Consider the following 23,823-nt stretch of genomic DNA (forward strand, 5'->3'; position numbering starts at 1 on the left):
GGCTCCTCTTTTGCCAGATTTGTCAGGTTTTTACACCGTCGCCCGTTCTGGCGAACGGTGCTGCTTATACTTTTTCGACCTGGCCGAACTCGAGTTCGACTGGAGTGGCGCGACCGAAGATGGTGACCGAGACGCGCACTTTCGATTTCTCGTAGTTGACTTCCTCGACGTTGCCGTTGAAGTCGGTGAACGGGCCATCCTTGATGCGGACTTGCTCGCCCACTTCGTACAGCACTTTTGGCCGTGGCTTCTCGACACCTTCTTGCATCTGCTGCATGATCTTGTCGATCTCGCGGGCAGGAATCGGGGTCGGCTTGTTCGATTTGCCGCCGATGAAACCGGTGACCTTGCTGGTGTTTTTCACCAGGTGCCAGGTTTCGTCGGTCATTTCCATCTCCACCAGCACATAGCCAGGGAAGAAACGACGCTCGGTGACGGACTTTTGACCGTTTTTCACTTCGACTACTTCTTCAGTTGGCACCAGGATCTGGCCGAACTGGTCTTGCATGCCGGCGCGCTCTACGCGCTCGGTCAGTGCGCGCTGCACGCTTTTTTCCATACCGGAATACGCATGAACAACGTACCAGCGCTTGTTGCTTACTGGGACGCTAATTGGCGCTGCGCCAGCTTCTTGCGGCATTTCGTCGGTCACCGGAGCGCCGGCCGCATCTTCTTGCACATTTTCGCTCATTATTTTCGTATGCCCAGAATGAGATCGTATAACAGGAATTCCAGTGTCTTATCCGTGCCCCACAGGAACAGCGCCATCACAAACACAAAGGCAAACACGATACCAGTGATTTGCATCGCTTCGCGACGGGTAGGCCAGACGACCTTTTTCGTTTCGCGAACGGATTCTTGGGCGAAATTCAGGAAATCACGGCCAGTCGACGAAGTCCACAAGAGCAGAACGGCAAAAGCCAAACCAGCTACAAGTGCGCCCGCGCGCACCAGAGCTGGTTTGTCCGACAGGTAATAAAACCCGACCACACCTGCGATTGCGACGGCTATGGCCAGCGCAACCTTAATCTTGTCATTCGACGTGCTGACGGTCTGCACGGATTGATTAGACATTGTATTTTTACTTTCGGTGCCCTGCACCAGATTCGGTGGCAGGGGCGGAGGGCCTCGAACCCCCAACCTTCGGTTTTGGAGACCGACGCTCTGCCAATTGAGCTACGCCCCTTCCGAGTACTACTTACAAAGGATTTCGATTATACCACCAGGGACACCCCTGGTGGCCAATCCGCCATCCTAATTAGGCGATGATTTTTGCTACAACGCCTGCACCTACGGTACGGCCACCTTCGCGGATTGCGAAGCGCAGACCTTCTTCCATCGCGATCGGGTTGATCAGCTTGACGGTGATCGACACGTTGTCGCCTGGCATGACCATTTCTTTGTCCGCTGGCAGTTCGATCGAACCGGTCACGTCAGTCGTACGGAAGTAGAACTGTGGACGATAGTTGTTGAAGAACGGGGTGTGACGGCCGCCTTCATCTTTCGACAGAACGTAGATCTCGCCGGTGAAGTGGTTGTGCGGCTTGATCGACGCTGGCTTGGCCAGAACCTGACCACGTTGCACGTCTTCACGCTTGGTGCCGCGCAGCAGCAGACCAACGTTGTCGCCAGCTTGACCTTGGTCCAGCAGCTTGCGGAACATTTCCACGCCGGTGCAAGTGGTTTTGACGGTGTCGATGATGCCGACGATTTCGATCTCTTCGCCGACCTTGATCACGCCGCGCTCGATACGACCGGTCACAACGGTACCGCGACCCGAGATCGAGAACACGTCTTCCACTGGCATCAGGAAGGCGCCATCGACTGCGCGCTCTGGCGTAGGGATGTAGCTGTCCAGTGCATCGGCCAGACGCATGATGGCGTCAACGCCCATCTCGCCTTCTTTGCCTTCCAGCGCCATACGTGCCGAACCTTTGATGATTGGTACGTCGTCGCCTGGGAACTCGTATTTCGACAGCAATTCACGCACTTCCATTTCGACCAGTTCCAGCAGTTCTGCGTCGTCGACCAGGTCGCACTTGTTCAGGAACACGATGATGTATGGAACGCCAACTTGGCGGGCCAGCAGGATGTGTTCGCGGGTCTGTGGCATTGGGCCGTCGGCTGCGGAGCACACCAGGATCGCGCCGTCCATCTGCGCTGCACCGGTAATCATGTTTTTGATGTAGTCGGCGTGGCCTGGGCAGTCAACGTGGGCGTAGTGACGGCCGGCGGTTTCGTACTCGACGTGTGCGGTGTTGATGGTAATGCCGCGTGCTTTTTCTTCTGGTGCAGCGTCGATCTGGTCGTAGGCTTTAGCTTCGCCGCCGAATTTCTTCGACAGAACGGTAGCGATTGCAGCGGTCAGGGTGGTCTTGCCGTGGTCAACGTGACCAATGGTGCCGACGTTGACGTGCGGCTTGGTCCGCTCGAATTTCTCTTTTGCCATTTTAGACTCCTAACGATGTGGGGTGATTGCCCGGGCCTACGCCCGACTGCTGACTTAATACTTGTATACTTTGAAAACACTGAAGGCTGCGCAAGGCAGCCGATACTGCATACTGCGAATTCTGGTGCCCTTTACGTGGATTGAACACGTGGCCTCTCCCTTACCAAGGGAGTGCTCTACCACTGAGCTAAAAGGGCTGATTGGGTACGACTTATTTGTGTACTACGGTGATGCCCTGATTGCGCATCGGCATTGCAACAACACTGGAGCGGGTGAAGGGAATCGAACCCTCGTCGTAAGCTTGGAAGGCTTCTGCTCTACCATTGAGCTACACCCGCGAGGTATCGTTCATTTCACTACTATCAGTCTCACTGCAACAACTTGGTGGAGGGGGCTGGATTCGAACCAGCGTACTCATAGAGAACGGATTTACAGTCCGTCGCCTTTAACCACTCGGCCACCCCTCCGCGAGGAACCGCAGAGTATGAAGCAACTTCTTTGACCTGTCAACTGCGTCTGACATTATTTCGTGTCGTTGCAATTAACTGTCTGCTTCGGGGCGAGATTGTAACTGCACGAACTGCAAAAGTGCAAGTGTTGTTTTTAAGTTGAATTGAATGCTCAAATTTTAGGCGATGATTTCCTCCTAACAACCCTATACAATCTTTCGACCATCACCTGCCAGGAGCCCCCTCGTTTGGACCATCAGTCGGGAAACAACCCTTGGCGCCTGCTGTGCGCCAACCTGGCCCTGCTGGCCGCCTATGTGATCGCCGGGCGCCTGGGCCTGCTGCTGGCGCTGCCGCCGGCCTACGCCTCCCCCATCTTTTTGCCGGCCGGTATCGCCCTGGCCGCCTGCGCCGTCGGCGGCGCCCGGCTGTTGCCGGCGGTGGCGCTCGGCGCCCTGGCGGTCAACTTGCTGGTACTCCTGGTCAATCACATCCCCCTCACGCCGGCGCTGCTGGGGTGCGCCGTGGCCACCACCATCGGCGCCACCTTCCAGGCCTGGGCCGGCAGCACCGTGTTCCGCCACTGCATCGATCCGGCCATCGGTTCCGGGCGCGATGTGGCGCGCTTCGTTATGCTGGCCGTCGGCGTCACGTTCGTCAGCAGCACGGTGGCGCTGGCCGGCCACGTACTCGCGGGCCAGCTGCAGGACGACACCATCGTCGGCGACTGGCTGGCCTGGTGGATGGGCGACTCCATCGGCATCCTGCTGGCCGCGCCGCTGACCTGGATCGCCATCGGCCGCCCGCGCGCGCTGTGGTCGCGCCGGCGCCTGCTGGTCGGCCTGCCATTGCTGCTGTCCACCGCCGCCTTCATCGGCATCTACCTGCAAGCCGACCGCTGGGAGAACAACCAGCAAATGCAGACGTTCCGCCTCAAGGCGCAGCAGACCGGCGACCTGCTGCAAGCGCAGTTCAGCGAGCATGAACGCTTTGTTTTCGCCATGGCCAAGGCGCTCGACGATCCGCGCCGCACGCTGCACGCAGAAGAATTCAGCAACCTGGCGCACGGCTACCTGGACCAGCGCCCTGAACTGCTGTCGATGTCGTGGCTGGTGCCGTTGGCCGGCAGCGAACGCGCCGGTTTTGAGGCCTGGGCGCGCCAGCACATCGACCCCGGCTTCGAGATCCGCGAACCGACGCTGACCGGTTTCCCACGCAGGGCCGGCACGCGCGAAAAATATTTTGTGGCGACCTACATCGAACCGGCCGACGCACGCGCCTACCTGGGCCTGGACTTCCTGTCCGAAGACCAGCGCCGCACCACGCTAGAGCTGGCGATCCAGTCCGGCCAGCCCACGGCGGGTCCGCCTTTGCAGTTCGTGCGCAACCTGCCCGGTGCCGGCCTGGTGCTGCTGCAGACCGTGTATCCCGCCAGCGACCAGCGCAACGCCACCGGCGCCCTGCTGCTCACCATGCAGTTCGACACCCTGCTGGAACAGGCGCTCAGGCGCTCCGAGTTCGAGCATTTTCTGGTTCGCTTCATCGATGTGGGCGACACCAGTTCCAGCCGCATCCTGCGCGACACGCTGCCGGCAGGCGCCGGTGGCTCCGGTGGCAACGACTACCGCCGCCAGCTGAGCTTTGGCGGTCGTACCTACGAGCTGACCCTGGCGCCCACACCGGCCTACCAGATGCTCCAGCGCGGCTGGCAAAGCTGGACCGTGCTGACCGGCGGCCTGCTGCTCACCGGCCTCTTGGGTGTGCTGATGCTGCTGATCAGCGGCGAACGGGCGCGCATCCAGGCGCAGGTGACCGACAGCACCGCGCGCCTGCGCGAACGCGAGGCGCGGCTGCAGGCGATTTTGAACAAGGCCGCCGACGCCATCCTCACGGTCGATGGCGACGGCTGGCTCAAGTCGGCCAATTCCGCCGCCGGCCGCCTGTTCGGCTACTCGCCCGAGCAGATGATGCGCCTGCGGCTGGAGCGACTGGTGCCGGTCGGCGTGGGCGAGGCTGAAGGCCTGGACGCCGCCGGCATGCTGCGCATGATCGCGGGCGGCAGCACCCACGAGTACGAGCTGACGGGCTGGCGCAGCGACGGCAGCGAATTCCCGCTGGCCATTTCGGTGAGCGAGGTGGAGCTGCCCGACGAGCACCTGTTCGTGGCCATCCTGCACGACCTGACAGCCCAGCACCAGGCGCAGGAGCGCATCCACCGCCTGGCCCACAGCGACGCCCTCACGGGCCTCGACAACCGCCTGTCGCTCAACCTGCGCCTCGACCAGCTGCTTTCGCAAACGCGGCGCGGGCAAGGCACCGCTGCCGTGCTGTTCCTCGACCTGGACCACTTCAAGAAAATCAACGACACCCATGGCCACGCGGTGGGCGACCAGTTGCTGGTTGCGGTGGCCAACCGGCTGCGCGAACTGCTGCGCGAGGTGGACATCATCGCCCGCCTGGGCGGCGACGAATTCATCATCGTCGCGTCCGGCGCGGTGAGTCCGGACGACGCTTCCAACATCGCCGTGCGGCTGGTGGAGTCGCTGAGCGCCCCGTACACCTTGCAGGGCAAGACCATCCACAGCGGCACCAGCGTGGGCGTGGCGATGTTCCCGTCCGACGGCCTCGACGCCGGCACCCTGATGCGCCATGCCGACACCGCGATGTACGCGGCCAAAAACCAGGGGCGCGGCAATTTCCAGTTCTTCTCGGCCGAAATGAACGCTGCCACCCACGAGCGGCTGCTGCTCGAAGGCCGGCTGTGGCAGGCGCTCGAGCAGCACGAGTTCGAGCTGTATCTGCAGCCGCAGGTGGACCTGGCCACCGCGCGCATCATCGGCGCCGAAGCGCTGCTGCGCTGGCACCATCCCGAGCTGGGCATGGTGGGGCCCGACCGTTTCATTCCGATCGCCGAGGAGTCGGGATTGATCCTGCCGCTGGGCGAATGGGTGCTGCACGAAGCCACCGCGCGGCTGGCGGCATGGCGCGGCGGTGATCTGGCGCATTTGCGCCTGGCCGTCAACCTGTCGGCGCGCCAGTGCCACGGCCCCGGACTGCTGCCCCTGCTCGACCGCCTGCTGGGCAGCCAGGGCATCGACCCGGCGCTGCTGGAACTGGAGATCACCGAATCGGCGGCAATGCAGGACCCGGAAAGCAGCCGCGTGCTGCTCGAACAACTGCGCGCGCGCGGCATCAAGGTGGCGATCGACGACTTCGGCACCGGCTATTCGTCGCTCAGCTACCTGAAGCTGTTCGAGATCGACCGCATCAAGATCGACCGCGGCTTCGTGAAGGATATCGAGACCGATCCCGACGATGCGGTGATCGTGGCGGCCACCATCGCACTGGCCCATTCGCTGGGCCTGGCCGTGGTGGCCGAGGGCGTGGAAACCGAAGCCCAGCGCGACTTCCTGCGCTCCAAGCAGTGCGAGGAGGCGCAGGGCTATCTGTTTGCGAAGCCGGTGCCGCTGGCGCAGTTTGAGGCGATGGTGCGGACACAGGCGCAGGATGATGTTTTACCCCAGCTCCGTCATTCCCGCGCACGCGGGAATCCATAGACCGCGTGCCGGGATGCTCAGTATGGATTCCCGCTTTCGCGGGAATGACGGCTTTGCGGTCCCGTGCTCGCGGCTAGCACGAGCCGGCAGGCAGCCTTCTACCCCGGCGTCTGACCGATGGTGGGATCGCGCTCGATCAGGTCAAACAGCGCCGCCACCACCTCCGGATCGAACTGCGCGCCCGCCCGTTCGTGGATATATGCCATCACCTCGCTGTGCGGCCACGGTTCCTTGTACGGGCGCTCGTGCAGCAGCGAGTCGAAGACATCGACCACCGCCACGATCCTGGCCGCGATCGGGATGGCGCGGCCCTTGAGGCCATGCGGGTAGCCGTTGCCGTCGAAGTGCTCGTGGTGGCCGCCGGCGATCTGGGCGCCGTAGGTGAGGTAGCTCACGCCATCGACCATGTTGGCCGCGCGTTCGAGGATGGCCTGTCCCACGCCCGCGTGCTCGCGCATGCGCACCCGTTCCTCGGGCGTGTGCGGGCCGGGCTTGAGCAGGATGGCGTCGGGCGTGGCCACCTTGCCCACGTCGTGCAGGATGCTGGCCAGGCCGATCATCTCCAGCAGCTGCGGCGTGATTTCATCGGCATATGCGCCGCGCTCGGCCACGCGCTCGGCCAGCGCCGTGGACAGCTGCTGCACCCGGCGCACGTGGCCGCCCGTGGTGTCGTCGCGGAATTCGGCCAGGTCGGCCAGCGCCACCACGGTGGCTTCCTGCGCCTTGCGCAGCTGGCCGAACATGTACAGGTTGTCGAAAGCGGCCGCAATGCGCTGGCAGAACACCTCGAGCAAGTCGCGCTGGATCTGCGCCAGCGGCCAGGGCGGCGTGACGGAAATGGCGACTTCGCGGTTTTCCAGCGTGTGGATGAACAGCACGTTGGCCGGATGGTCGAACTGGCTTTTCTTTTCGGCGAAAGCCTTGGCGATGGTGGGCCATAACGGGTGGTCGAGGGGCATGGCCTCGGCGTCGGCCAGCGTCGCGTAACCGCCGGTGGCGGCCACCACGCTGGTGGCGCCGGTACCGCCCTGCATCAGGCACAGCACGCCGTCGGCGCCCACGTCGAGGATGGCGCTGACCTGGTTCAGTACCCCGGAAGCAAATTCGCGCAGCGAGTGGATCTGGTACAGGTTGGTGGCGCCGGAGAGGATCTTGCCCAGCCCGGCGCGGCTGCGTTCGAGCATATTGAGGCTCTCGTACGCGCGCAGCGACGAGATCACCGTGGTGAACAGCTTTTGCGTGGTCAGCTCGGTCTTGGCCTTGTAATCGTTGATGTCGTATTCGATGATCACGCGCTGCTCGGGCGCCTGGCCCGGCTGGCCAGTGCGCAGCACCACGCGCACGATCTGGTTGTCGAGTTCTTCGCGGATGCGGCGCGCCAGGATCAGGCCCGCATCGTCGGTTTCCATCACCACGTCGAGCAGCACCAGCGCGATGTCGGGCGTATCGCGCAGGATGGCAAACCCTTCGCGGCCGCTGTAGGCCGAAAACAGTTCCAGCTCACGCCCCTTGAAGCTTACATTGCGCAGCGCCAGGCGCGTGACCGCATGCACATCGACATCGTCATCGACGATCAGCACGCGCCACTGGCGCTGTTCCGGGCCGCCGTAGGCTGGCGGGGGAAGCTCCTCGTCTTCCTCGATCAGCCAGTCTTCCTCGGTAGCGTGGGAATCGGTCATGCGGACTATCTCCTGTTGAGTCACCTGCGGCTGATATTGCCCTAGCATAATCACAATCCCACACGGTGACAAGCCCAATGGAAGTCGGCCAGCCAGCGCGCAACAGCCTGCCGGGCAGCGCTGCCGGCACGGTTGAAACTTGCTTTATGAAAGTATCAGAGCAGCGCGGACGGGCGCGGGTTGGCGTCGGCCGCACGGCTTGGCGCAGGCGCGCCGGACGCCGGGCAGGACGCGCTGCTGTCGAGGTTCTGGTAACGGATTTCGTACTTGCCGTTGGCCAGCTGATCGACCATGTACTTGTCGTGCGCCTGCACGTATGCGTACCGCACATTGGCGCGGCGGTCCACGTCGTACACCTTGATGAACACGGCCGAGGCGTTATTGGCGTTGTCGAGCATGAGCTGCATGTCGTCGCCGCGGTTGCCGACCGAAAAGCCGTCGAGATAGCCAGACTGGCGCGGCCACGGTTCGCCGTTGGGGGCGAGCAGCGGCAGCGCGTGGTTGCCGGTGTCGTTGTTGTCGCAGTCGCCGCTGGGCAGCACCACCTGCGACATGGCGACTACCTTGATGCCGGCCGGGCGGTCGGACAGGCCGGCGCGGTCGGCGGCGGCCAGGGCGTCGTGCGGTTCGGGCGGTGCATCGGACGCGGCGGGCGCGGCAGCGCGTGCCTGGGAAATGCCGGGCGGCGTGCGGCCGCCCCAGGCCTTGTCGAGCCAGTGCGGCTCGGCCGTGACGGCGCCGCCCACCCAGCCCACCGCCAGGCAGCCGAACAGCGCGGCGCCCCACTTCCAGCGTGCCAGCGCTTTACGCTTGCGCGGTGCGCGGTCCACCGTCTCTGGCTGCCAGTGCTCGGTATCGGGGCGCCCCTTGTCGCCGCGATGGTCTTCGTGGCGCGTGCTTTCGACCCAGTCGACTTCCCATTCCTCGGCCGCGATCCACTCGTCGTGCTCCTTGCGGCGCTGGGGGTCGGACAAGGTGGTGTAAGCGCCATTGACGATGGCCATGATGCGCGCGGCTTTTTCATCGCCCGGGTTCTTGTCCGGGTGATATTTCTGGCTGAGTGCCTTGTAGGCCGCACGGATGACCTCCTGCGGCGCCATGCGCGACACTTTCAGGTTGTCATAGTGAGTATGTACTTTGCCCATCTGTGCAATGCTGGCCGAGGCGGTGGAAGGAGGTTGACGTCAATGATGCAGCCAAATCGACGCTGAATCATTCATGATAGCCGATCTTGCGCCGCGCGCAGCAGCAATCCCGCACGCAGAGTCGATGCACACCGTTGCTTTATCAATCATCGTGCTGTTTTAGCTACAGATCCGCTCATAGCCGGTGGCTGCGGTCCTGCGCCAGGATGGTTTCCGGCAGCACTACATTATTGCCGATTGCCAACACCTTGAACAATTCGCCCATCTCCGCCGGCGACACCAGCTTGTGCACGGCTTTTGACTGCGGAATGTAGGCAATCACGTTGTCCGGGTCGGTACGCAGCAGCAACTCGCCGATGCCGGCGCCCAGCAGAAAGCCGGCCTGGTTGAAGTAGCCGAGGATGTCGATGCCGGCGTCCTGCGCGGCCAGCGCCATGGCCGTGAAATCGACGTGGGCGGTGATGTCCTGCAAGCCCGGGTGAAAGAACGGTTCGGCGTGGGCATGGTGGCGGTAATGGCACATCAGGGTGCCGGTGGCGCGCAGGTCGAGGTAAAACTCGTGCGCCGGAAAACCGTAGTCGAACAGGAAGGCGGCGTTGGCGCGGCCGGCCAGCAGCATGCGGCTGACGCTGGCCATGAAGCCGCAGGCCACGCCGTGCACCTCGGTCACATAACCGGCCGGCAGCGCGTCGTGGTGGGCGATCTGGCGCTGCACCTGCGCCAGCAGGTCGGCGCCGATCGGCGCTTCCAGGTAGTCAAAGCGGCCGTTGGCGACCGTCACTTGCAGTTCGCGCCAGCCGTCCGGATGTTTGGTGACCAGGTGCACCGGCATCGCATCGAGCACCTCGTTGCCGAATACCACGCCGTCAAACGACTCGGGCATGGTGTCGAGCCATTGCACTTGCGGAAAATCGCGCAGCGTGTGCTGCTGGCGCGCGCGCAGTTCGCCCGATAGTTCGACGATGCTGTAGCGCTCGACGTGGACGCCGGCGGCGGCCAGTTCGGTCAGGATATCGAAGGCCAGCTTGCCGGTGCCGGCGCCGAATTCGAGGATGTACGGCGCGCTTTGGGCGATAATAGCGGCTGCCACCCGCGCCAGGGTCGCGCCGAACAGCGGCGTGAGTTCGGGCGCAGTGGTGAAATCGCCATCTTTTCCCAGCTTGGCGGAGCCGCCGCTGTAGTAGCCCAGACCGGGCGCGTACAGGGCCAGCTCCATGTAGCGGGCAAAGGAAATGGCGCCTGCGTTGCGTTCGATGTCGGCGGCGATCAGGTGCTGCAGGGCGTGGGACGCGGCCAGCGCGTCGCTAGAAGGTTCGGGTAGGGACATCCCGATATTGTAGCGAATCGGCACGCCCTGCCTCTTTTTAAACGATCAGACCATCATGACAACCTTAGAATCGCCTACAGCTCCCGTCGTCCTCGTGACCGGCGCCGCCCGCCGCCTGGGCCGCGCCATCGCGCTCGGCCTGGCGCGCGCCGGCTGGGACGTGGCCGTGCACTACCGCGACTCCGCGACCGAAGCGCAGCAGGTGGCGGCCGACATCGAGGCGCTGGGCCGGCGCGCGGTCACGCTGCGCTGCGACCTGGCCATCGAGGCCGACGTGCGCATGCTGCTGCCGCAGGCGATTGCCGCGCTGGGCCCGGTGCGCTGCGTGGTCAACAACGCCTCGCTGTTCGACTACGACAGCGCTGACGATTTCACCGTGGCCCGGCTCGACGCCCACATGCACGCCAACGTGGCCGCACCGATCCTGCTGGCGCAGGCGCTGCACGCGGCCACGCCGGCGACCGCGCCGGCCGGCCAGGCCGTGGTGATCAACCTGCTGGACCAGAAACTGTACAATCTCAACCCCGACTTTTTGTCGTACACCCTGTCCAAGGCGGCGCTGCACACTGCCACCACCATGCTGGCGCAGCAACTGGCGCCCACGGTGCGGGTGGTGGGCGTGGCGCCCGGCATCACCATGGTGTCCGGCGACCAGACCGCCGACGGCTTTGCCAACGCCCACCAGCAAACGCCGCTGGGGCGTTCGAGCACGCCCGACGATATCGCCGACAGCGTGGTCTATGCGGCATCGGCGCGCGCGCTCACCGGCACCACCTTGCTCGTCGATGGCGGCCAGCACCTGGTGCCGCTGCCGCGCGACGTGATGTTCGTGGCCAAATAATGTTAGTAGCACCCCTATTCAACCGAAAGAAGGTAACGCCCATGTTGTCCTCCCTGATGCACCCCAGTCTGACCGACTGCCGTCGCCTGTTCCTGCGCAATTACGAAGTGATGATCAACATCGGCGTGTACGAGTTCGAGAAAAAGGGCGAGCAGCGCCTCCTGATCAACGTCGACCTGTACATCCCGCTGGCGGAATCGACCCCGGTCAACGACCAGCTCGAAGAAGTGGTGGACTACGATTTCATCCGCGACACCATCGCCAAGCTGATGGCGCGCGGCCACGTGCAGTTGCAGGAAAGCCTGTGCGACGACATCGTGCGCGCCATGCTGGCCCACCCGCGCGTGCGCGCGGCCAATGTGTCCACCATGAAGCCGGACGTCTATCCGGACTGCGAAGGCGTGGGCGTGGAAGTCTTCAAGACCAAGGAGTCGGTATGAACGCAGTGATGGAAACCCTGAACGCGCCGCTGGGCAAATCGGCCGAGAAGATCGCCCACGAGAACAACAAGCTGCACAAGCGCCTGTGCCGGCTGGTGGGCCAGGCCATCGGCGACTTCAACATGATCGAAGAAGGCGACAAGGTGATGGTGTGCCTGTCCGGCGGCAAGGACAGCTACGCCCTGCTCGACATCCTGATGACGCTGCGCGAGCGCGCGCCGATCAACTTCGAGATCGTGGCCGTCAACCTGGACCAGAAGCAGCCCAACTTCCCCGACCACATCCTGCCGGCGTACCTGGAACAACTGGGCATCCCGTACCACATCGAAAACCAGGACACCTACAGCATCGTCAAGCGCCTGATCCCCGAAGGTAAAACCACGTGCTCGCTGTGCTCGCGCCTGCGCCGCGGCATCCTGTACCGCGTGGCCGACGAACTGGGCGCCACCAAGATCGCACTGGGCCACCACCGCGACGACATCCTCGAGACCTTCTTCCTGAATATGTTCTTCGGCGGGAAACTGAAAGGCATGCCGGCCAAGCTGATGTCCGACGACGGCAAGCACATGGTGATCCGTCCGCTGGCCTACGTGAAAGAAGAAGACACCGAGCGCTATGCCGAAGTCAAAGGTTTCCCGATCATCCCGTGCGACCTGTGCGGCTCGCAGGAAAACCTGCAGCGCAAGCAGATCAAGGCCATGATGCGCGACTGGGAAAAGAAATTCCCGGGCCGCGTGGAGAGCATCTTCTCGTCGCTCTCCACGGTGGTGCCGTCGCACCTGATGGACCGCGACCTGTTCGGCTTTGCCGACCTGAAGGCGGACGGCCAGGCCAATCCGCTCGGCGATATCGCGTTTGACGAAGAACCGTGTTCGACGCCCACTACGGGGCTCGGTGTGATTTCCTTGCAGCGCGAGGACTAGTACTTCATCGCCGTGCGCATCACCGGGTAGAGGTTGTAGCGCTCATCCCACGACGAATGGCGGCGCGCGAAGAATTCCAGCCGCGCCTGCGGGCTCTTGTTGAAGTCCGCATCGGTGTCGAGCTTCTTGCGGAATTCTTCGCGCAGCGCAGGGCTGGTTTCCAGCTGCTCGCGCGCCACGTCTTCCGCCACGTAGTCCTCCATGTACTCCTTGCGCTCGAACCAGTTGTTGAACGCGCCCCAGGCCAGCAGCGAATCGGGACCGCGCGGCTCGAGCATGGTCATCACCAGGCGCGCCTTCGGCTGCGCAATCGGCACGAACAGCGCGCCCTTGGACAAGGCGCGGCGCTCGCGCGCCCACTCGCCTTCCACCGCCAGCGCCTGGTGGCCCTCGAACGACTTGGCGCCGAACGTGGTCTTGGTGGCGCGGAAGGTTTCCACTTCGGCTGACATCTCGTCGGCACCCAGCAGCTTGTAGGTGATGCCGTGCTGCTTGAGTTTGGCGGCCACGCGCGCCGCTTCGGCCAGCGGCACCAGGTAGCCCCCCTGCGGCGCCGCCACTTTCAGCTCCGGCACGATTTCGTCGCGCAGCGGCACGGTCCACACCTGCGGTTTGGTTTCATCGTACTGCGTCATCAAGGCTCCGGAGATCTCCGAGTGGCCGCGCGTGTAGGCGTAGCCGGGGAAGTCGATGGTCTTGGCGTTGAAGGTGGTGCGGTACGTGAGCGTAAAGTCGGCGCCACCCATGGCGGCGGCGCGGGCGTCGGCTTCCTGCGCGGTCTTGGCCCATTCCTTGCCATGCTGCCCCACCTGCGACAACAGCGAGACGATGGTGTTGCGGGTGATGCGCACGCGGGTCGGGTAGTCCTTCCACGAGTGGGTTTCCACCAGTACGCCGAAACGGTTGCGCATGACGAAGTAGCCGTGAGAGAAGCGCGGCGTGGGCATGCTGTCGACAAAACCCGACATCGGGTCGTCTTCCTTGGCAAACGAGATGTAATACGGCTTGGGATCGGAACCCTGCGCCTTCAGATCGGCCAGCACCCCTTGTTGCAGCGCGCTGCCGGCTTCGCGCAGCGGCGCGTCGCCGCCGTGCACCGGTTCCACCTGGATCGAGATATCGGGCTGGAACTTGGCGCCGTCGGTCACGTGCAGATCGACGTACGCCAGCGGATCCCAGGCGTTGACCAGCGCCAGCATGGCCTGCATCTCGGTGGTGTCGGCTTTGACGTAATCGCGATTGAGGTTGTAGTTCTGCGCCGTGGTGCGCCAGCCCATCTCCACCGGGCCGCGCTGGTTGGGGCGGTTGTAGCGGCCGAAGCGCTCGTGGCCATCGACGTTGAACACGGGGACGAACAGCAGCACCTGCTTTTCCAGCGCGCCGGGCGCGGCGCGGTTTTCCAGCACCTCGCGCAGGGCCAGGAAGCCGGCGTCCTTGCCGTCGATTTCACCGGCGTGGATGCCGCCCTGGATCAGCAGCACCGGCACGCCTTTTTTCTTCGCCTGGTCGGCGGTCAGGGCGCCGGTGCGGGTGACGGCCAGCGCCAGCATCGGCCGGTTTTCCGGCGTGCGGCCAAACTCGAAGCAACGCACCTGCTTCGGGTACGCTTTTTGAAAGCGCGCGCACAGGTCCACCACCTCGGCGTAACGGCCGGTGCTCTGGAAGCCCGAGCGTTCGGAGACGGTGGTCAGTGGCGATGGCGATGCGGAAGGGGCTGCGCTGGCACTGGCGGCCAGCGTGGCAAGGGCGAGCGATACGGCGAAACGGATCATGGAGGAGCTTCCAGGTGGGCCGACGCCGGGACGGCGTCGCAACCTGGAAAATTATAATCCGCTTCGGCGCTGGAAACTACCTGAGGATGGCGGCTTCCTTGGCCAGCGGGCGCACCAGTTTGAGCGGCGTGGCGGCACCGGCGGCAAAGCGCGAGGCCGTGGCGGGACAGATGCCATTGGCGCGGTAGCTGAGCGCCGCCGACAGCATGCCTTCGCTGGTGTCGCCCACCGGGCGGGTCAGGTCGTCGCCGACCCGGCAGGTCGGCTGGAAGCCGTTGGCGTAGTCGCCGAAGCCCTTGTTGTTCACGCCCTGGAACTGCACTGCGAAATACGTGGTGCCGCAGTTGTCCTCGGGGTAGAAACCATAGGGCTTGCCACAGGTTTCGCCGCCGACCAGGTTCACTTCCACGTCAACGCCGCGCAAGCCGTTGATCACCGACTCGCTGGCCGAGCAGGTGCCGGGCGTGGTCAGCATCGTTACCCGGCGCAGGCCGAGGTAAGGCAGCGCGGTGCCGGCCGCAGTTGGCGCCGGCGAGCTGATACCCGCAGCGCTGGCGAGGAAGTTCATCGGCGCGATCGGCGTGGTCTTGTCGTTGAACTGCAGGCGCGAGAACACTTTGCCGGTAGTCGGGGTGGGACCGGCGATCATGTAGGCCAGTTCGTTGGCAATGGCCAGGTAGCCGCCGCCGTTGTAACGCATGTCGAGCACCACGTCGGTGACGTTGGCCGCTTTCAGGGTATTGATGGCGGCGATCAGCTGGGTTTCGGCGACCGCATTATGGTCGTTGAACAGCAGGTAGCCGACCTTGCCGGTCGGAGTGTCGATGACCTTGACGTTGGCGACTGGCTGCAGCGACAGCCGGGCGGCGGCCAGCTGCACATTGACGGTGACGCCGTTGCGGTCCAGCGCAAAGCGGTGCAGGCTGCCCGCCGATTCCGGGAACAGCGCGGCATTGATCACGTTGATGCCGGACTGCGTGGTATCGGAAATCGATACGCCATCGACCAGTTGCAGGGTGTCGCCGCGCTGTACGCCGGCAAGGGCGGCCGGCGAGCCCGGCTCCACCAGGGTGACCCGCCACAGCCGCGGCAGCACGCCCGCAGCACTGGAGGCCCAGGTCACGCCGTAACCCAGTTCGATGCCGCTGGTGGACGACGCTTCCCACTCGTCGGTGGCATAGGTGAAGTGGAACTGGTCCTTGGCACGGCCCGAGGATGTGACCGCCGTCGTCTTGAGGTCGGCGAAGTAATCGATCGGGTTGCTGTAGTTTTCCTGGCGCAGGGTGGTTGGCACTTCACGGTACCACAGGTAGGTCTCGTCGATGAATGAACGCACCCACTTGAGCTCGTCGCTCAGGCTGCCCTGGCGGTCAGGGAAACGCACGCCAGCAGCCGAGGTGCCGCTGCGCGGACGCTGGCAGGATGCGGCCAGCCTGACATAGTCGCTGCGCGTGTCTGTTGAGCCCGTGGCTCCGCTGCCGGAATTTGCACCGTTGCCGGCGGTCGTGCCGGAGGAGCCACCACCACCGCCGCAGCCGGACAACACGGCCGCGGCAGCGAGCGCGGCCATGAATGCAGGAGATAATTTAATGTTCATATGCAACATTATAGCTGGTGACATACGAGAAAAGTGCAAATTAAGCTACTTATTTTCACAACCGATGGGTCCTATGCCTGCAAGTCGGGGTCGCTGCGCAACAGCTCCGCCAGCCATGCCGCGAACACGCCCAGGCGCGGCGACGCCATGCGGCCTTGCGGGTACAGCAGCGAGATCGGCATCGGCGCCGGTGGCGTGGCCGCCAGCACCTCCACCAGCGCGCCGCTGGCCAGGTGGTCGCGCACCTGGTAGCGCGCGGCCTGGATCAGGCCCATGCCCTGCAACGCGCAACTGATATATGCATCGGGCTCATTGACCGCGATCGCCCCGCGTATCGGGACGATCACGGCGCGGCCATCGACCATGAAGTCCCAGTCGAACACGCGCCCGGTGCGGCCGGAAAAATGCAACACGCCGCGATGGCCGGGCAAATCGTCGAGCGTGTGCGGCGCCCCGTGCTGCGCCAGGTACCACGGCGAGGCGCAGGTAAGAAAGCCCATACTGCCCAGGCGCCGCCCCACCAGCGACGAGTCCTGCAACTCGCCCACGCGCAGCGCGCAGTCGAGGCCCTCCTGCGTCAGGTCCACCACGCGCTCGGTCATGCTGACCATCAGTTCGATCTCGGGATAGGCGCGGGTGAAGTCGGCGATGCGCGGCATGACCAGGTGGCGGCCTACCGCGCCGGGCAGGTCCACCCGCAATTTGCCGCGCGGGCGCTGCAAATTCTGTCCCCGAAAAGTACTTTCGGCGTCTTCCACCGCCTCCAATATGTCCAGGCACTTCTTGAAGTAGTCGGCGCCGTCGGGCGTGAGCGACAGCCGGCGCGTGGTCCGGTGCAGCAGCCGGGTGCCGAGGAACGCTTCGAGCCTGTTGATGGTGGCGGTGAGCGCGGCGCGCGGCAGGTCGAGCGTTTCGGCAGCCTTGGTATAGCTGTTGGCTTCGACGATGCGTACGAAGGTCTGCATGGCCTTCAATTTGTCCATGATTGTTCACATTAAATGAATGGTATATGACCATTATGCCCTGATTATCTTTGGCCGCAATCGGCCTACACTGGGTTCATCGTTATCTCCACCGGAGTTCATCATGAATCAGACAGAAGACAAAGACATCAGCAATGGCATGGTCATGCTGCTGGCCGCGGCCACCGGCCTGATCGTCGCCAACCTGTACTACGCCCAGACCCTGGTCGGGCCGATCAGCGCCGCCACCGGGCTGTCCGCCGAAGCGGCGGGCCTGATCGTCACGCTCACCCAGATCGGCTACACCATCGGCCTGCTGTTCATCGTACCGCTGGGCGACCTGCTGGAAAACCGCCGCCTGATCTTTACCGGCCTGTTGTTTACCTCGGCGATGCTGGTCATCGCCGCGTTTTCCACCAGCGCCTGGCTGTTCCTGGTGGCCGCATTGGGTATCGGCTTGGGTTCCGTGGCGGCGCAGATCATCGTGCCGTTTGCCGCCCACCTCTCGAAAGAGGCCACGCGCGGCCACACGGTCGGTAAGGTGGTCAGCGGCCTGCTGCTGGGGATCATGCTGGCGCGCCCGGTCGCCAGCCTGGTGGCCGACGCCACCAACTGGCACGTGGTGTTCGGCGGCGCCGCGCTGATCGTGCTGGTCGTGGCCCTGGTCCTGCGCGCCAAGCTGCCCGAACGCGTACCGGTATCGAGCATCACCTACCCTGCCCTGCTGGCATCGCTGTGGCATCTGTTTGCGACCACGCCGGTGCTGCGCCGCCGTGCCGCCTACCACGCCGGCCTGTTCGGTTCGTTCAGCCTGTTCTGGACCGTGGCGCCGCTGATGCTCGCTGGTCCGCAGTTCCACCTGTCGCAAACCGGCATCGCCATCTTTGCCCTGGTGGGCATGGCCGGTGCGGTAGCGTCGCCGATCGCCGGACGCCTGGCCGATGCAGGCCACACCTTGACGGCCACGGCTGCGGCCCTGGCGCTGGGCGTGATCGCGTTCGCTCTGCCGATGGCAGCGCCCGAATCGGCGGCCATGCGCAACGTCTCGCTGGGAATATTGGTGGTGGCGTCCATCGTGCTGGACATGGGGGTGGCGGCCAACCTGGTGCTGGGCCAGCGCGCGATCTTCTCGCTGGGCGCCCATGTGCGCAGCCGTTTGAATGGCGTGTACTTCGCGCTGTTCTTCGCCGGTGGCGCGCTCGGTTCCGCCCTGGGCGGCTGGATGTACGCCGCACATGGCTGGCATGCGGCGCTGCTGACCGGGATGGCATTCCCCGGCCTGGCACTGATTTACTGGATTACCGAGTATGCCGCCCACACCTCGGCACAGCGCAAACCGGCATAACATAGCCTTCATGGCGGCGTTGCAGCGCCTCGCCGTACTATCGTACTGTCTTCGTCGCTACGACCTGCTCTGAAGGCTATGTCGATTTTAGAAGTGGTAGTTCACTTCCACCCAGCCCTGCCGTCCGACCGGGCTGTAGTTTCCTACCGGGTAGTACGGCCAGCCGCCGCTCACATCGCTCTTGACCTTGTTGAACAGGTTGTTGACCGAGACCGACACCGTGGCGTGCTCATTGAGGCGGTACACCACGCTGGCGTTGACCAGGGTGGTCGGCGTCAGGTAGGCGTCACCGGCGCCGTTGGGCACCTTGCCATAGCGTTGCAGGAACACGGTGTTGGACCAGCCCCCCCGGTTCCAGGTCAGGCTGGCATTGAGCTTGTCGCGCCAGTCGTAGTTGCCCAGGTCCGCCAGGTCGTCGTTGAGCGGATCGCCGGCGAACTGGCGCGAATGCTTGTTGAGCGTTTTCGAGTAATTGAACTTGGTGGTGAACACACCGTAGCCGGTGGTGCGCAGCGCATAGCGGCCGCTCACATCGATGCCATCGACGCTGGTGGAGGCGGCGTTGATCGGGTTGACCAGGATTTCGCGGATTTCGCCGGGGCGGTTGATCGCGGTGAGCGGATAGCGTGAAATGCGGCCGATGGTGTCGGCGCAGGTGGGCGAAATCAGGTCGCCGGCGATGCGGCACTGGGCTTCGTCGCGCAGCAGTTGGTCGGCGCTGAGGTTGGTCACCAGGTCGTCGATCTTGATGTTCCAGTAGTCGAGCGTGACGTCGAAGTCGGCGCTGGGCGACCAGACGATGCCGAGGCCACTCGAGCGGCCCTTTTCGGAACGCAGGTCGCGGCTGCCGGTCTGCACGTAGTTCGATCCCGGCGAGACGTTGGCGAAATCGCAGTCGGCCACCGGCTGGCCGGCCTGTGCGCAGCGGTAGTAATCGGTGGTTTGCGAGTAGTAGCCGGTGCCGCGCGCCTTGTAGATGTAGTTCATGTCCGGCGCGCGGAAGCTGGTGCCGTAGGTGCCGCGCACCAGCAACTGCTTGAGCGGACGCCATTCGATGCCGCCGTTGTAGGTGGCTTTGCCATCGTGGCGATCGGCAAAGCTGTAGCGGTCGTAGCGGCCGGCCAGCGTGGCCGACAGCGTGGCCAGGATCGGCACATTCGCTTCCAGGCCCAGCGCGTAGCGCTCGCGGGTGCCGGCCGTGACGTCGGACGTGCCGGCCAGATTGAAATAGCCTTCGTTGATGCGCCCGTCCGGGCGGTTGGAAAAGCCCTGCTTGCCTACTTCGGCCACCGTGGCCAGCCGCAGCGGACCGGCCGGCAGCGCGAACGCTTCGCCGTTGGCCGTCAGGCTCAGGGTATTGGTCCAGGACTTGTCGTTGCTCACGGTGCGGCCGGTGATGCTGTCGAATTCCGCCGGCGTCAGGCGCTGCGCCAGGCTCGCCGGATCGGGCGCATAAATCGCCACGCCGTTGGCGTCCACGCCCTGCTGCGGGCCGAGGAAGAAGCTGTCGATATTGGCCAGCGCGCGCGGGGTGGTGCCCTGGCTCTTGTACAGCGAGGCGGTGTAGCCGGCCTCGTACTGCCAGCCGGTGCCGGGAATGTCGCCCCTGGCGCCCAGCGACAGCGAGCTGGCCTGGTCGTCCCAGCGCCGGTCATAGCGTTCCACGCCGCCCATTTCCTCGGGTGAGATATAGCGGCTCCAGGCCTCGTAGGCACTGGTGTTGCGGTTCCAGAAGTAGGCGTCGCTCACCGAGCGCGAGGTCCACGACGGGCCGCGCGTGTTGTTGGAGGTGCGGTTATGGCCGAACAGCGCTTCCGCATACAGCGTGGTGGTCGGCGACAGCGCGTAGTTGGCGCCGCCGAACACGTTCTGGCTGCTGTTTCTGGTCTGGGTGGTCCAGTAGGTGGGTCCCACCTTGGGGCTGGCGCAATAGCTGCCGTTGCGCGCCGTGTACTTGACGGTGCTGCCGCCGAACAGGTCGCCCAGTGCGGCGCAGGTGTCGCCCGGATCGATGTAGCGGTTGGCGGTGACGTCGCGCCGGCCCAGCAGCGACGTGGGCGCCACGCCGGTACGCGTGGCCATGAAATCGCGGTCGGCGCTGGAGAGCGGATCGCGTTCGAGCAGCTCCACGCTGAACAGGGTGTTGAGCTTGCCGAAGCTCTGGCCGCCGGAAAACTGCAAGCGCTGGTTGGCTGCGCCGCCGCGCGATGTGCCGCCGGCCTTGAGGTTGATGTCGTAGCCGCTGTACTGCTTTTTCAGGATGATGTTGACCACGCCGGCAATCGCGTCCGAGCCATAGATGGCGGACGCGCCGCCGCTGAGTATCTCGATGCGCTCCACCACGCTCGACGGAATATTGGCCAGGTTGGTGAAATTGACCGTGCCTTCGTAGGCGATCGGGAAGTCCGCCATGCGGCGGCCGTTGAGCAGCACCAGCGTGTGATTCGGCCCGAGGCCACGCAGGCTGATGGCGTTGGCCGATGGCGTAAACGTGTTGCCGTAGTCGGCGCCCTGGGTAAAGCCGCTGTTCTGCGACTGGTTCGACAGCGCATCGAACACATTGGTAAACCCCTGTTTCGTCAGATCGGCAGCGGTGATGATGGTGACGGGGGACGGTCCTTCCAGGCTGGCGCGCGGGATGCGCGAGCCGGTGATGACGACCTCGGTGGCCGCAGGGGTGGCGGCGGGAGCGGCAACTCCCGTTTGTGCCAGGGTAGCTGGGCTCGCCACACTGCACAGCAGCGCGATAGCGCCCGCTGCCAGCGGTTTCAATTCGAATTGTGTTGTCATTGAAAATGGTTCTATAAAGTAAAGACTGCCACCTTAGCAACGATCACTTCAGTCGTGAACGAAGGTTTTCGCGCATGCTTATGCATTATTTTGGTGCACTCGTTTGCGCTACCTCCTGCCCTGCCCTGGCAGCGCTGCTAACTTGGATACTCGTCCGTCCACTTTCTCCGTCGATCATGGCAACCTCGCTGCGCAACGATTTACTGCAAATGGGCATCGCTCCCGGCGACGTGGTGCTGGCGCGGGCTGCGTACCGCGCCGTCGGCCGGGCGGGTGCAGGCGGCGGCGATTTTCTGGCCGAGCTGCTGGATTTGCTGGGCGACCAGGGCACGGTGGCCTGCCTGGCGTTCACCCGGGGCGGCTGGTGGTGGCAGGCAAGGCGACTGGCGCCGTTCACGCCCGCCACGCCTTCGTACGCGGGCGCCCTGCCCAACGCCATGCTGGCCCACCCGGATGCCTGCCGCAGCACGCACCCGCAATGCTCGATTGTCGCCATCGGCCGACATGCGCGGGCGCTCACTGAAGGGCACGGCCCCGCCGATGGCGCCTACGAGCCGATGCGCAAGCTGATCGCGCTCGACGCCAAGATGCTGGTGGCCGGCTGCGTGGCCGTCAACCCGGGCTTTACCACCACTCACCTGGCGGAAGTGGACCTTGGGCTGCACCGGCGCCGCATCTTTCCCTGGCTGTCGGTGAGCCGCTACCGCGACGACCAGGGCCAGGTGCGCGTGTTCCACCGGCGCGATCCCGGCTGCTGCTCCAACTCGTACTGGAAGTTTTATGGCGCCTATGTGCGGCACGGCATCCTCACCACAGGCCGAGTCGGCAACGCCTATGCCATCTGCGCGCCGGCCGCGCAGTGCTACGCCATCGAGCATGCCATCCTGTCGCGCGACAGCCGCTTCAACCTGTGCGATGCGCCCGACTGCCTGACCTGCAATGCGCTGCGCTGGGACCGCATTCACCGCTGGCCCCTGTGGCTGTGGCGGCGGGTGCGCCGCCAGTCCTACACCTGACGCTGGAGGCCTTTTATGAATGACGCTCTCGAGATCGTGGTGCCAGCGGCCTGCCGCCAGCCTGCGCAATGGGTGCTGCGGTGGATCTTCGACGAGGTGCTGGGCGTGCCGGCGCGCTTCGTGGAGCACGCCGAACAGCAGATCGGCGGAAAGCAGGCCGGCGGTAATGCAGGCGGCCAGTTTGCATGTCGCTGGCGCGGCCGGATGCTGACGCTGGAGAACGACTTCTTCCGCCGGCACCAGGACCTGTGGCAGCAACCGGCGGCATTGCTGCTCGATCCGCCACGCCAGTGGATCAATGTGCGCGCCATGCTGGACGTGCTACTGGAAGATCCATCGGTGCCGGTGCTGTGGGGCGCGCCGGGCCTGGTCCACACGCCACGCGGCGCGCACCTGGAACTCGACGTGATCGGCGCGATTTTCTTCCTGCTGTCGCGCTACGAGGAAGTGCTCAGCCCCGCGCGCGACCAGTACGACCGCTTTCCCGCTGCCGCTTCGCTGGCAGTGCAGCGCGGCTTCCTGCAACGTCCGCTGGTGGACGAATACATCGAGATCCTGTGGGCGGCGCTGCGCTGCGTCTGGCCCGGCCTCACCCGCAGGCAGGCCGGTGGCGCCATGCGCGTGAGCTGCGATGTCGATGAACCGTACGAGCGCTGGATCCGCAATCCGTGGCTGCTGGCGCAGGGCGTGGCCGGTGCACTGCTGCGCAAACGGTCGGTCGCGGGCGCAACGGCGCGGCTGAAAAACGCGTGGCAAAGCCGCCGGGGCGACTATCGCCACGACCCGCACTGGACCTTCGACTGGTACATGACCCAGCTCGAAGCGTGCGGCACCAGGGGCGCGTTCTACTTCATCGCCACGCCGGGGCGCACGCGCTACGACTGCGCCTACGCGCTGGAGGAGCCGAGGATGCAGGCGCTGCTGGCGCAGATCGCCGCGCGCGGCCACGAAATCGGCCTGCACGGGAGCTTCCATACTTACCGCGACGGCGCGCAACTGGCTCGTGAGCGCCAGCGCCTGGTGGCCGCTCGCGCTTGTGCACGCGCCGGTGCTGGAACAGGTACCGGTAGCGGCACGCGAGCCAGTGTGGGGGCGGTTACAACGGCGGGGATCGTGCTCGCTACCGCAACCGCCGACAACACCCAGGTGCGCGGCAACCGCCAGCACTACCTGCGCTGGGATGCGGCCATCACGCCGGACCTGCTGGAGCAAGCCGGCTTCGACTACGATGCGACCGGTGGCTTTCCGTACGATCCGGGCTTTCGTTATGGTACGGCCCGCGAATTTCCGATGTGGAGCTGGAAAAAACAGGGGCCGCTGCGTTTGCGGCAGCGGCCCCTGATTCTGATGGAAAGCGCGGTGCTGGGCGACTCGGCCCGGGCGGACCCCGAGTCGGCGCTGGACACCATGGTGCGGCTCAAGCACACCGCGCTGCGCTACGGCGACTTCAACCTGCTATGGCATAACTCGCGCTTCACGGAGCCGGGCGACCGCGAGCTGTTCCGCAAAATCCTCGAAGCGTAAGCTGCGT

The 23,823-nt window shown here is 64.5% G+C and carries 17 protein-coding genes and 4 tRNA genes; 7 read left to right on the plus strand and 14 right to left on the minus strand.

Features of this window, described 5'->3' with window-relative positions; translation table 11 throughout:
- Positions 1–64: 64 nt before the first annotated feature.
- The 7 genes from nusG to SR858_RS24710 form a co-directional block, all read right to left on the minus strand.
- Entirely contained in the window at positions 65–691 is a 627-nt protein-coding gene (nusG, locus tag SR858_RS24680) for a transcription termination/antitermination protein NusG (protein WP_019923556.1), read from the minus strand.
- The gene (gene secE, locus SR858_RS24685; protein WP_019923557.1) at positions 691–1,074 is read right to left on the minus strand and encodes a preprotein translocase subunit SecE; all 384 of its coding nucleotides are present in this window, start codon (positions 1,072–1,074) and stop codon (positions 691–693) included. Before secE ends, nusG begins: the two co-directional genes overlap by 1 nt.
- A gap of 36 nt (positions 1,075–1,110) precedes the next feature.
- Positions 1,111–1,186, minus strand: a tRNA-Trp gene (locus SR858_RS24690).
- Between the two features lie 72 nt (positions 1,187–1,258).
- A complete protein-coding gene (tuf, locus tag SR858_RS24695; RefSeq protein WP_019923500.1) occupies positions 1,259–2,449 on the minus strand; it encodes an elongation factor Tu in 1,191 nt (396 codons plus the stop codon).
- Positions 2,450–2,571: 122 nt separating this feature from the next.
- Positions 2,572–2,646, minus strand: a tRNA-Thr gene (locus SR858_RS24700).
- Positions 2,647–2,713: 67 nt separating this feature from the next.
- Positions 2,714–2,787: transfer RNA gene (locus SR858_RS24705), tRNA-Gly, on the minus strand.
- Positions 2,788–2,831: 44 nt separating this feature from the next.
- Positions 2,832–2,916: transfer RNA gene (locus tag SR858_RS24710), tRNA-Tyr, on the minus strand.
- 230 nt (positions 2,917–3,146) lie between these two features.
- On the opposite strand from SR858_RS24710, the gene SR858_RS24715 reads away from it, so the two are divergent.
- Complete coding sequence (locus SR858_RS24715; RefSeq protein ID WP_019924765.1) at positions 3,147–6,455, plus strand: EAL domain-containing protein; 3,309 nt, start codon at positions 3,147–3,149, stop codon at positions 6,453–6,455.
- 98 nt (positions 6,456–6,553) lie between these two features.
- On the opposite strand, the gene SR858_RS24720 is transcribed toward SR858_RS24715, so the two are convergent.
- From SR858_RS24720 to SR858_RS24730, 3 genes are all read right to left on the minus strand, one after another.
- Positions 6,554–8,134 (minus strand): DUF3369 domain-containing protein, encoded by a 1,581-nt coding sequence (locus SR858_RS24720; protein ID WP_019924764.1) that lies wholly within the window; start codon positions 8,132–8,134, stop codon positions 6,554–6,556.
- 155 nt (positions 8,135–8,289) lie between these two features.
- Entirely contained in the window at positions 8,290–9,279 is a 990-nt protein-coding gene (locus SR858_RS24725) for a J domain-containing protein (protein ID WP_019924763.1), read from the minus strand.
- Between the two features lie 175 nt (positions 9,280–9,454).
- Entirely contained in the window at positions 9,455–10,606 is a 1,152-nt protein-coding gene (locus SR858_RS24730; RefSeq protein WP_019924762.1) for a class I SAM-dependent methyltransferase, read from the minus strand.
- Between the two features lie 55 nt (positions 10,607–10,661).
- Here SR858_RS24730 and SR858_RS24735 point away from each other — a divergent pair, with 55 nt between their 5' ends.
- From SR858_RS24735 to ttcA, 3 genes are read left to right on the plus strand one after another with little or no spacing between them, the layout of a single operon-like run.
- Positions 10,662–11,447, plus strand: coding sequence for an SDR family oxidoreductase (locus SR858_RS24735; RefSeq protein ID WP_026637823.1), 786 nt, complete (start codon positions 10,662–10,664; stop codon positions 11,445–11,447).
- Positions 11,448–11,488: 41 nt separating this feature from the next.
- The gene (locus SR858_RS24740) at positions 11,489–11,887 is read left to right on the plus strand and encodes a dihydroneopterin aldolase (RefSeq protein ID WP_026637822.1); all 399 of its coding nucleotides are present in this window, start codon (positions 11,489–11,491) and stop codon (positions 11,885–11,887) included.
- Positions 11,884–12,810, plus strand: a complete 927-nt coding sequence (gene ttcA / locus SR858_RS24745; RefSeq protein WP_019924759.1) for a tRNA 2-thiocytidine(32) synthetase TtcA — start codon at positions 11,884–11,886, stop codon at positions 12,808–12,810. The genes SR858_RS24740 and ttcA overlap by 4 nt, the downstream gene beginning before the upstream one ends.
- Here ttcA and SR858_RS24750 read toward each other — a convergent pair.
- The 3 genes from SR858_RS24750 to SR858_RS24760 form a co-directional block, all read right to left on the minus strand.
- Positions 12,807–14,582 carry a M14 family zinc carboxypeptidase gene (locus SR858_RS24750; RefSeq protein ID WP_019924758.1) on the minus strand — a complete coding sequence of 592 codons (1,776 nt, stop codon included), beginning with the start codon at positions 14,580–14,582 and terminating at the stop codon, positions 12,807–12,809. The two genes, ttcA and SR858_RS24750, sit on opposite strands and share 4 nt — an antisense overlap.
- 76 nt (positions 14,583–14,658) lie before the next feature.
- Complete coding sequence (locus tag SR858_RS24755; RefSeq protein ID WP_040378199.1) at positions 14,659–16,179, minus strand: S41 family peptidase; 1,521 nt, start codon at positions 16,177–16,179, stop codon at positions 14,659–14,661.
- Positions 16,180–16,250: 71 nt separating this feature from the next.
- On the minus strand, positions 16,251–17,162 hold the full coding sequence (locus SR858_RS24760) for a LysR family transcriptional regulator (protein ID WP_019924756.1): 912 nt from the start codon (positions 17,160–17,162) through the stop codon (positions 16,251–16,253).
- A gap of 103 nt (positions 17,163–17,265) precedes the next feature.
- On the opposite strand from SR858_RS24760, the gene SR858_RS24765 reads away from it, so the two are divergent.
- A complete protein-coding gene (locus SR858_RS24765) occupies positions 17,266–18,486 on the plus strand; it encodes an MFS transporter (protein WP_019924755.1) in 1,221 nt (406 codons plus the stop codon).
- An 87-nt stretch (positions 18,487–18,573) separates the two neighbouring features.
- Here the strand turns inward: SR858_RS24765 and SR858_RS24770 are convergent, their stop codons facing one another.
- Entirely contained in the window at positions 18,574–21,276 is a 2,703-nt protein-coding gene (locus SR858_RS24770) for a TonB-dependent receptor plug domain-containing protein (RefSeq protein ID WP_051120406.1), read from the minus strand.
- A gap of 176 nt (positions 21,277–21,452) precedes the next feature.
- Between SR858_RS24770 and SR858_RS24775 the strand changes: the two genes are divergently transcribed.
- A complete protein-coding gene (locus tag SR858_RS24775) occupies positions 21,453–22,292 on the plus strand; it encodes an AAC(3) family N-acetyltransferase (RefSeq protein WP_019924753.1) in 840 nt (279 codons plus the stop codon).
- A gap of 15 nt (positions 22,293–22,307) precedes the next feature.
- Positions 22,308–23,816: a polysaccharide deacetylase family protein gene (locus SR858_RS24780; RefSeq protein ID WP_019924752.1), complete on the plus strand. Its 1,509-nt coding sequence runs from the start codon at positions 22,308–22,310 to the stop codon at positions 23,814–23,816.
- The last annotated feature ends 7 nt before the right edge of the window (positions 23,817–23,823 follow it).

The organism is Duganella zoogloeoides (assembly GCF_034479515.1).
Lineage (GTDB): Bacteria > Pseudomonadota > Gammaproteobacteria > Burkholderiales > Burkholderiaceae_D > Rugamonas > Rugamonas zoogloeoides.

What these genes read in the sequence shown, in the direction of transcription:
- SR858_RS24770 (WP_051120406.1), bottom strand. Translation starts at nt 21,276, where the DNA reads ATGACAACACAATTCGAATTGAAACCGCTGGCAGCGGGCGCTATCGCG.
- nusG (WP_019923556.1), bottom strand. Translation starts at nt 691, where the DNA reads ATGAGCGAAAATGTGCAAGAAGATGCGGCCGGCGCTCCGGTGACCGAC.
- SR858_RS24750 (WP_019924758.1), bottom strand. Translation starts at nt 14,582, where the DNA reads ATGATCCGTTTCGCCGTATCGCTCGCCCTTGCCACGCTGGCCGCCAGT.
- ttcA (WP_019924759.1), top strand. Translation starts at nt 11,884, where the DNA reads ATGAACGCAGTGATGGAAACCCTGAACGCGCCGCTGGGCAAATCGGCC.
- SR858_RS24720 (WP_019924764.1), bottom strand. Translation starts at nt 8,134, where the DNA reads ATGACCGATTCCCACGCTACCGAGGAAGACTGGCTGATCGAGGAAGAC.
- SR858_RS24735 (WP_026637823.1), top strand. Translation starts at nt 10,662, where the DNA reads ATGACAACCTTAGAATCGCCTACAGCTCCCGTCGTCCTCGTGACCGGC.
- SR858_RS24780 (WP_019924752.1), top strand. Translation starts at nt 22,308, where the DNA reads ATGAATGACGCTCTCGAGATCGTGGTGCCAGCGGCCTGCCGCCAGCCT.
- SR858_RS24775 (WP_019924753.1), top strand. Translation starts at nt 21,453, where the DNA reads ATGGCAACCTCGCTGCGCAACGATTTACTGCAAATGGGCATCGCTCCC.
- SR858_RS24760 (WP_019924756.1), bottom strand. Translation starts at nt 17,162, where the DNA reads ATGGACAAATTGAAGGCCATGCAGACCTTCGTACGCATCGTCGAAGCC.
- SR858_RS24740 (WP_026637822.1), top strand. Translation starts at nt 11,489, where the DNA reads ATGTTGTCCTCCCTGATGCACCCCAGTCTGACCGACTGCCGTCGCCTG.
- SR858_RS24765 (WP_019924755.1), top strand. Translation starts at nt 17,266, where the DNA reads ATGAATCAGACAGAAGACAAAGACATCAGCAATGGCATGGTCATGCTG.
- SR858_RS24730 (WP_019924762.1), bottom strand. Translation starts at nt 10,606, where the DNA reads ATGTCCCTACCCGAACCTTCTAGCGACGCGCTGGCCGCGTCCCACGCC.
- SR858_RS24755 (WP_040378199.1), bottom strand. Translation starts at nt 16,179, where the DNA reads ATGAACATTAAATTATCTCCTGCATTCATGGCCGCGCTCGCTGCCGCG.
- SR858_RS24725 (WP_019924763.1), bottom strand. Translation starts at nt 9,279, where the DNA reads ATGGGCAAAGTACATACTCACTATGACAACCTGAAAGTGTCGCGCATG.
- secE (WP_019923557.1), bottom strand. Translation starts at nt 1,074, where the DNA reads ATGTCTAATCAATCCGTGCAGACCGTCAGCACGTCGAATGACAAGATT.
- tuf (WP_019923500.1), bottom strand. Translation starts at nt 2,449, where the DNA reads ATGGCAAAAGAGAAATTCGAGCGGACCAAGCCGCACGTCAACGTCGGC.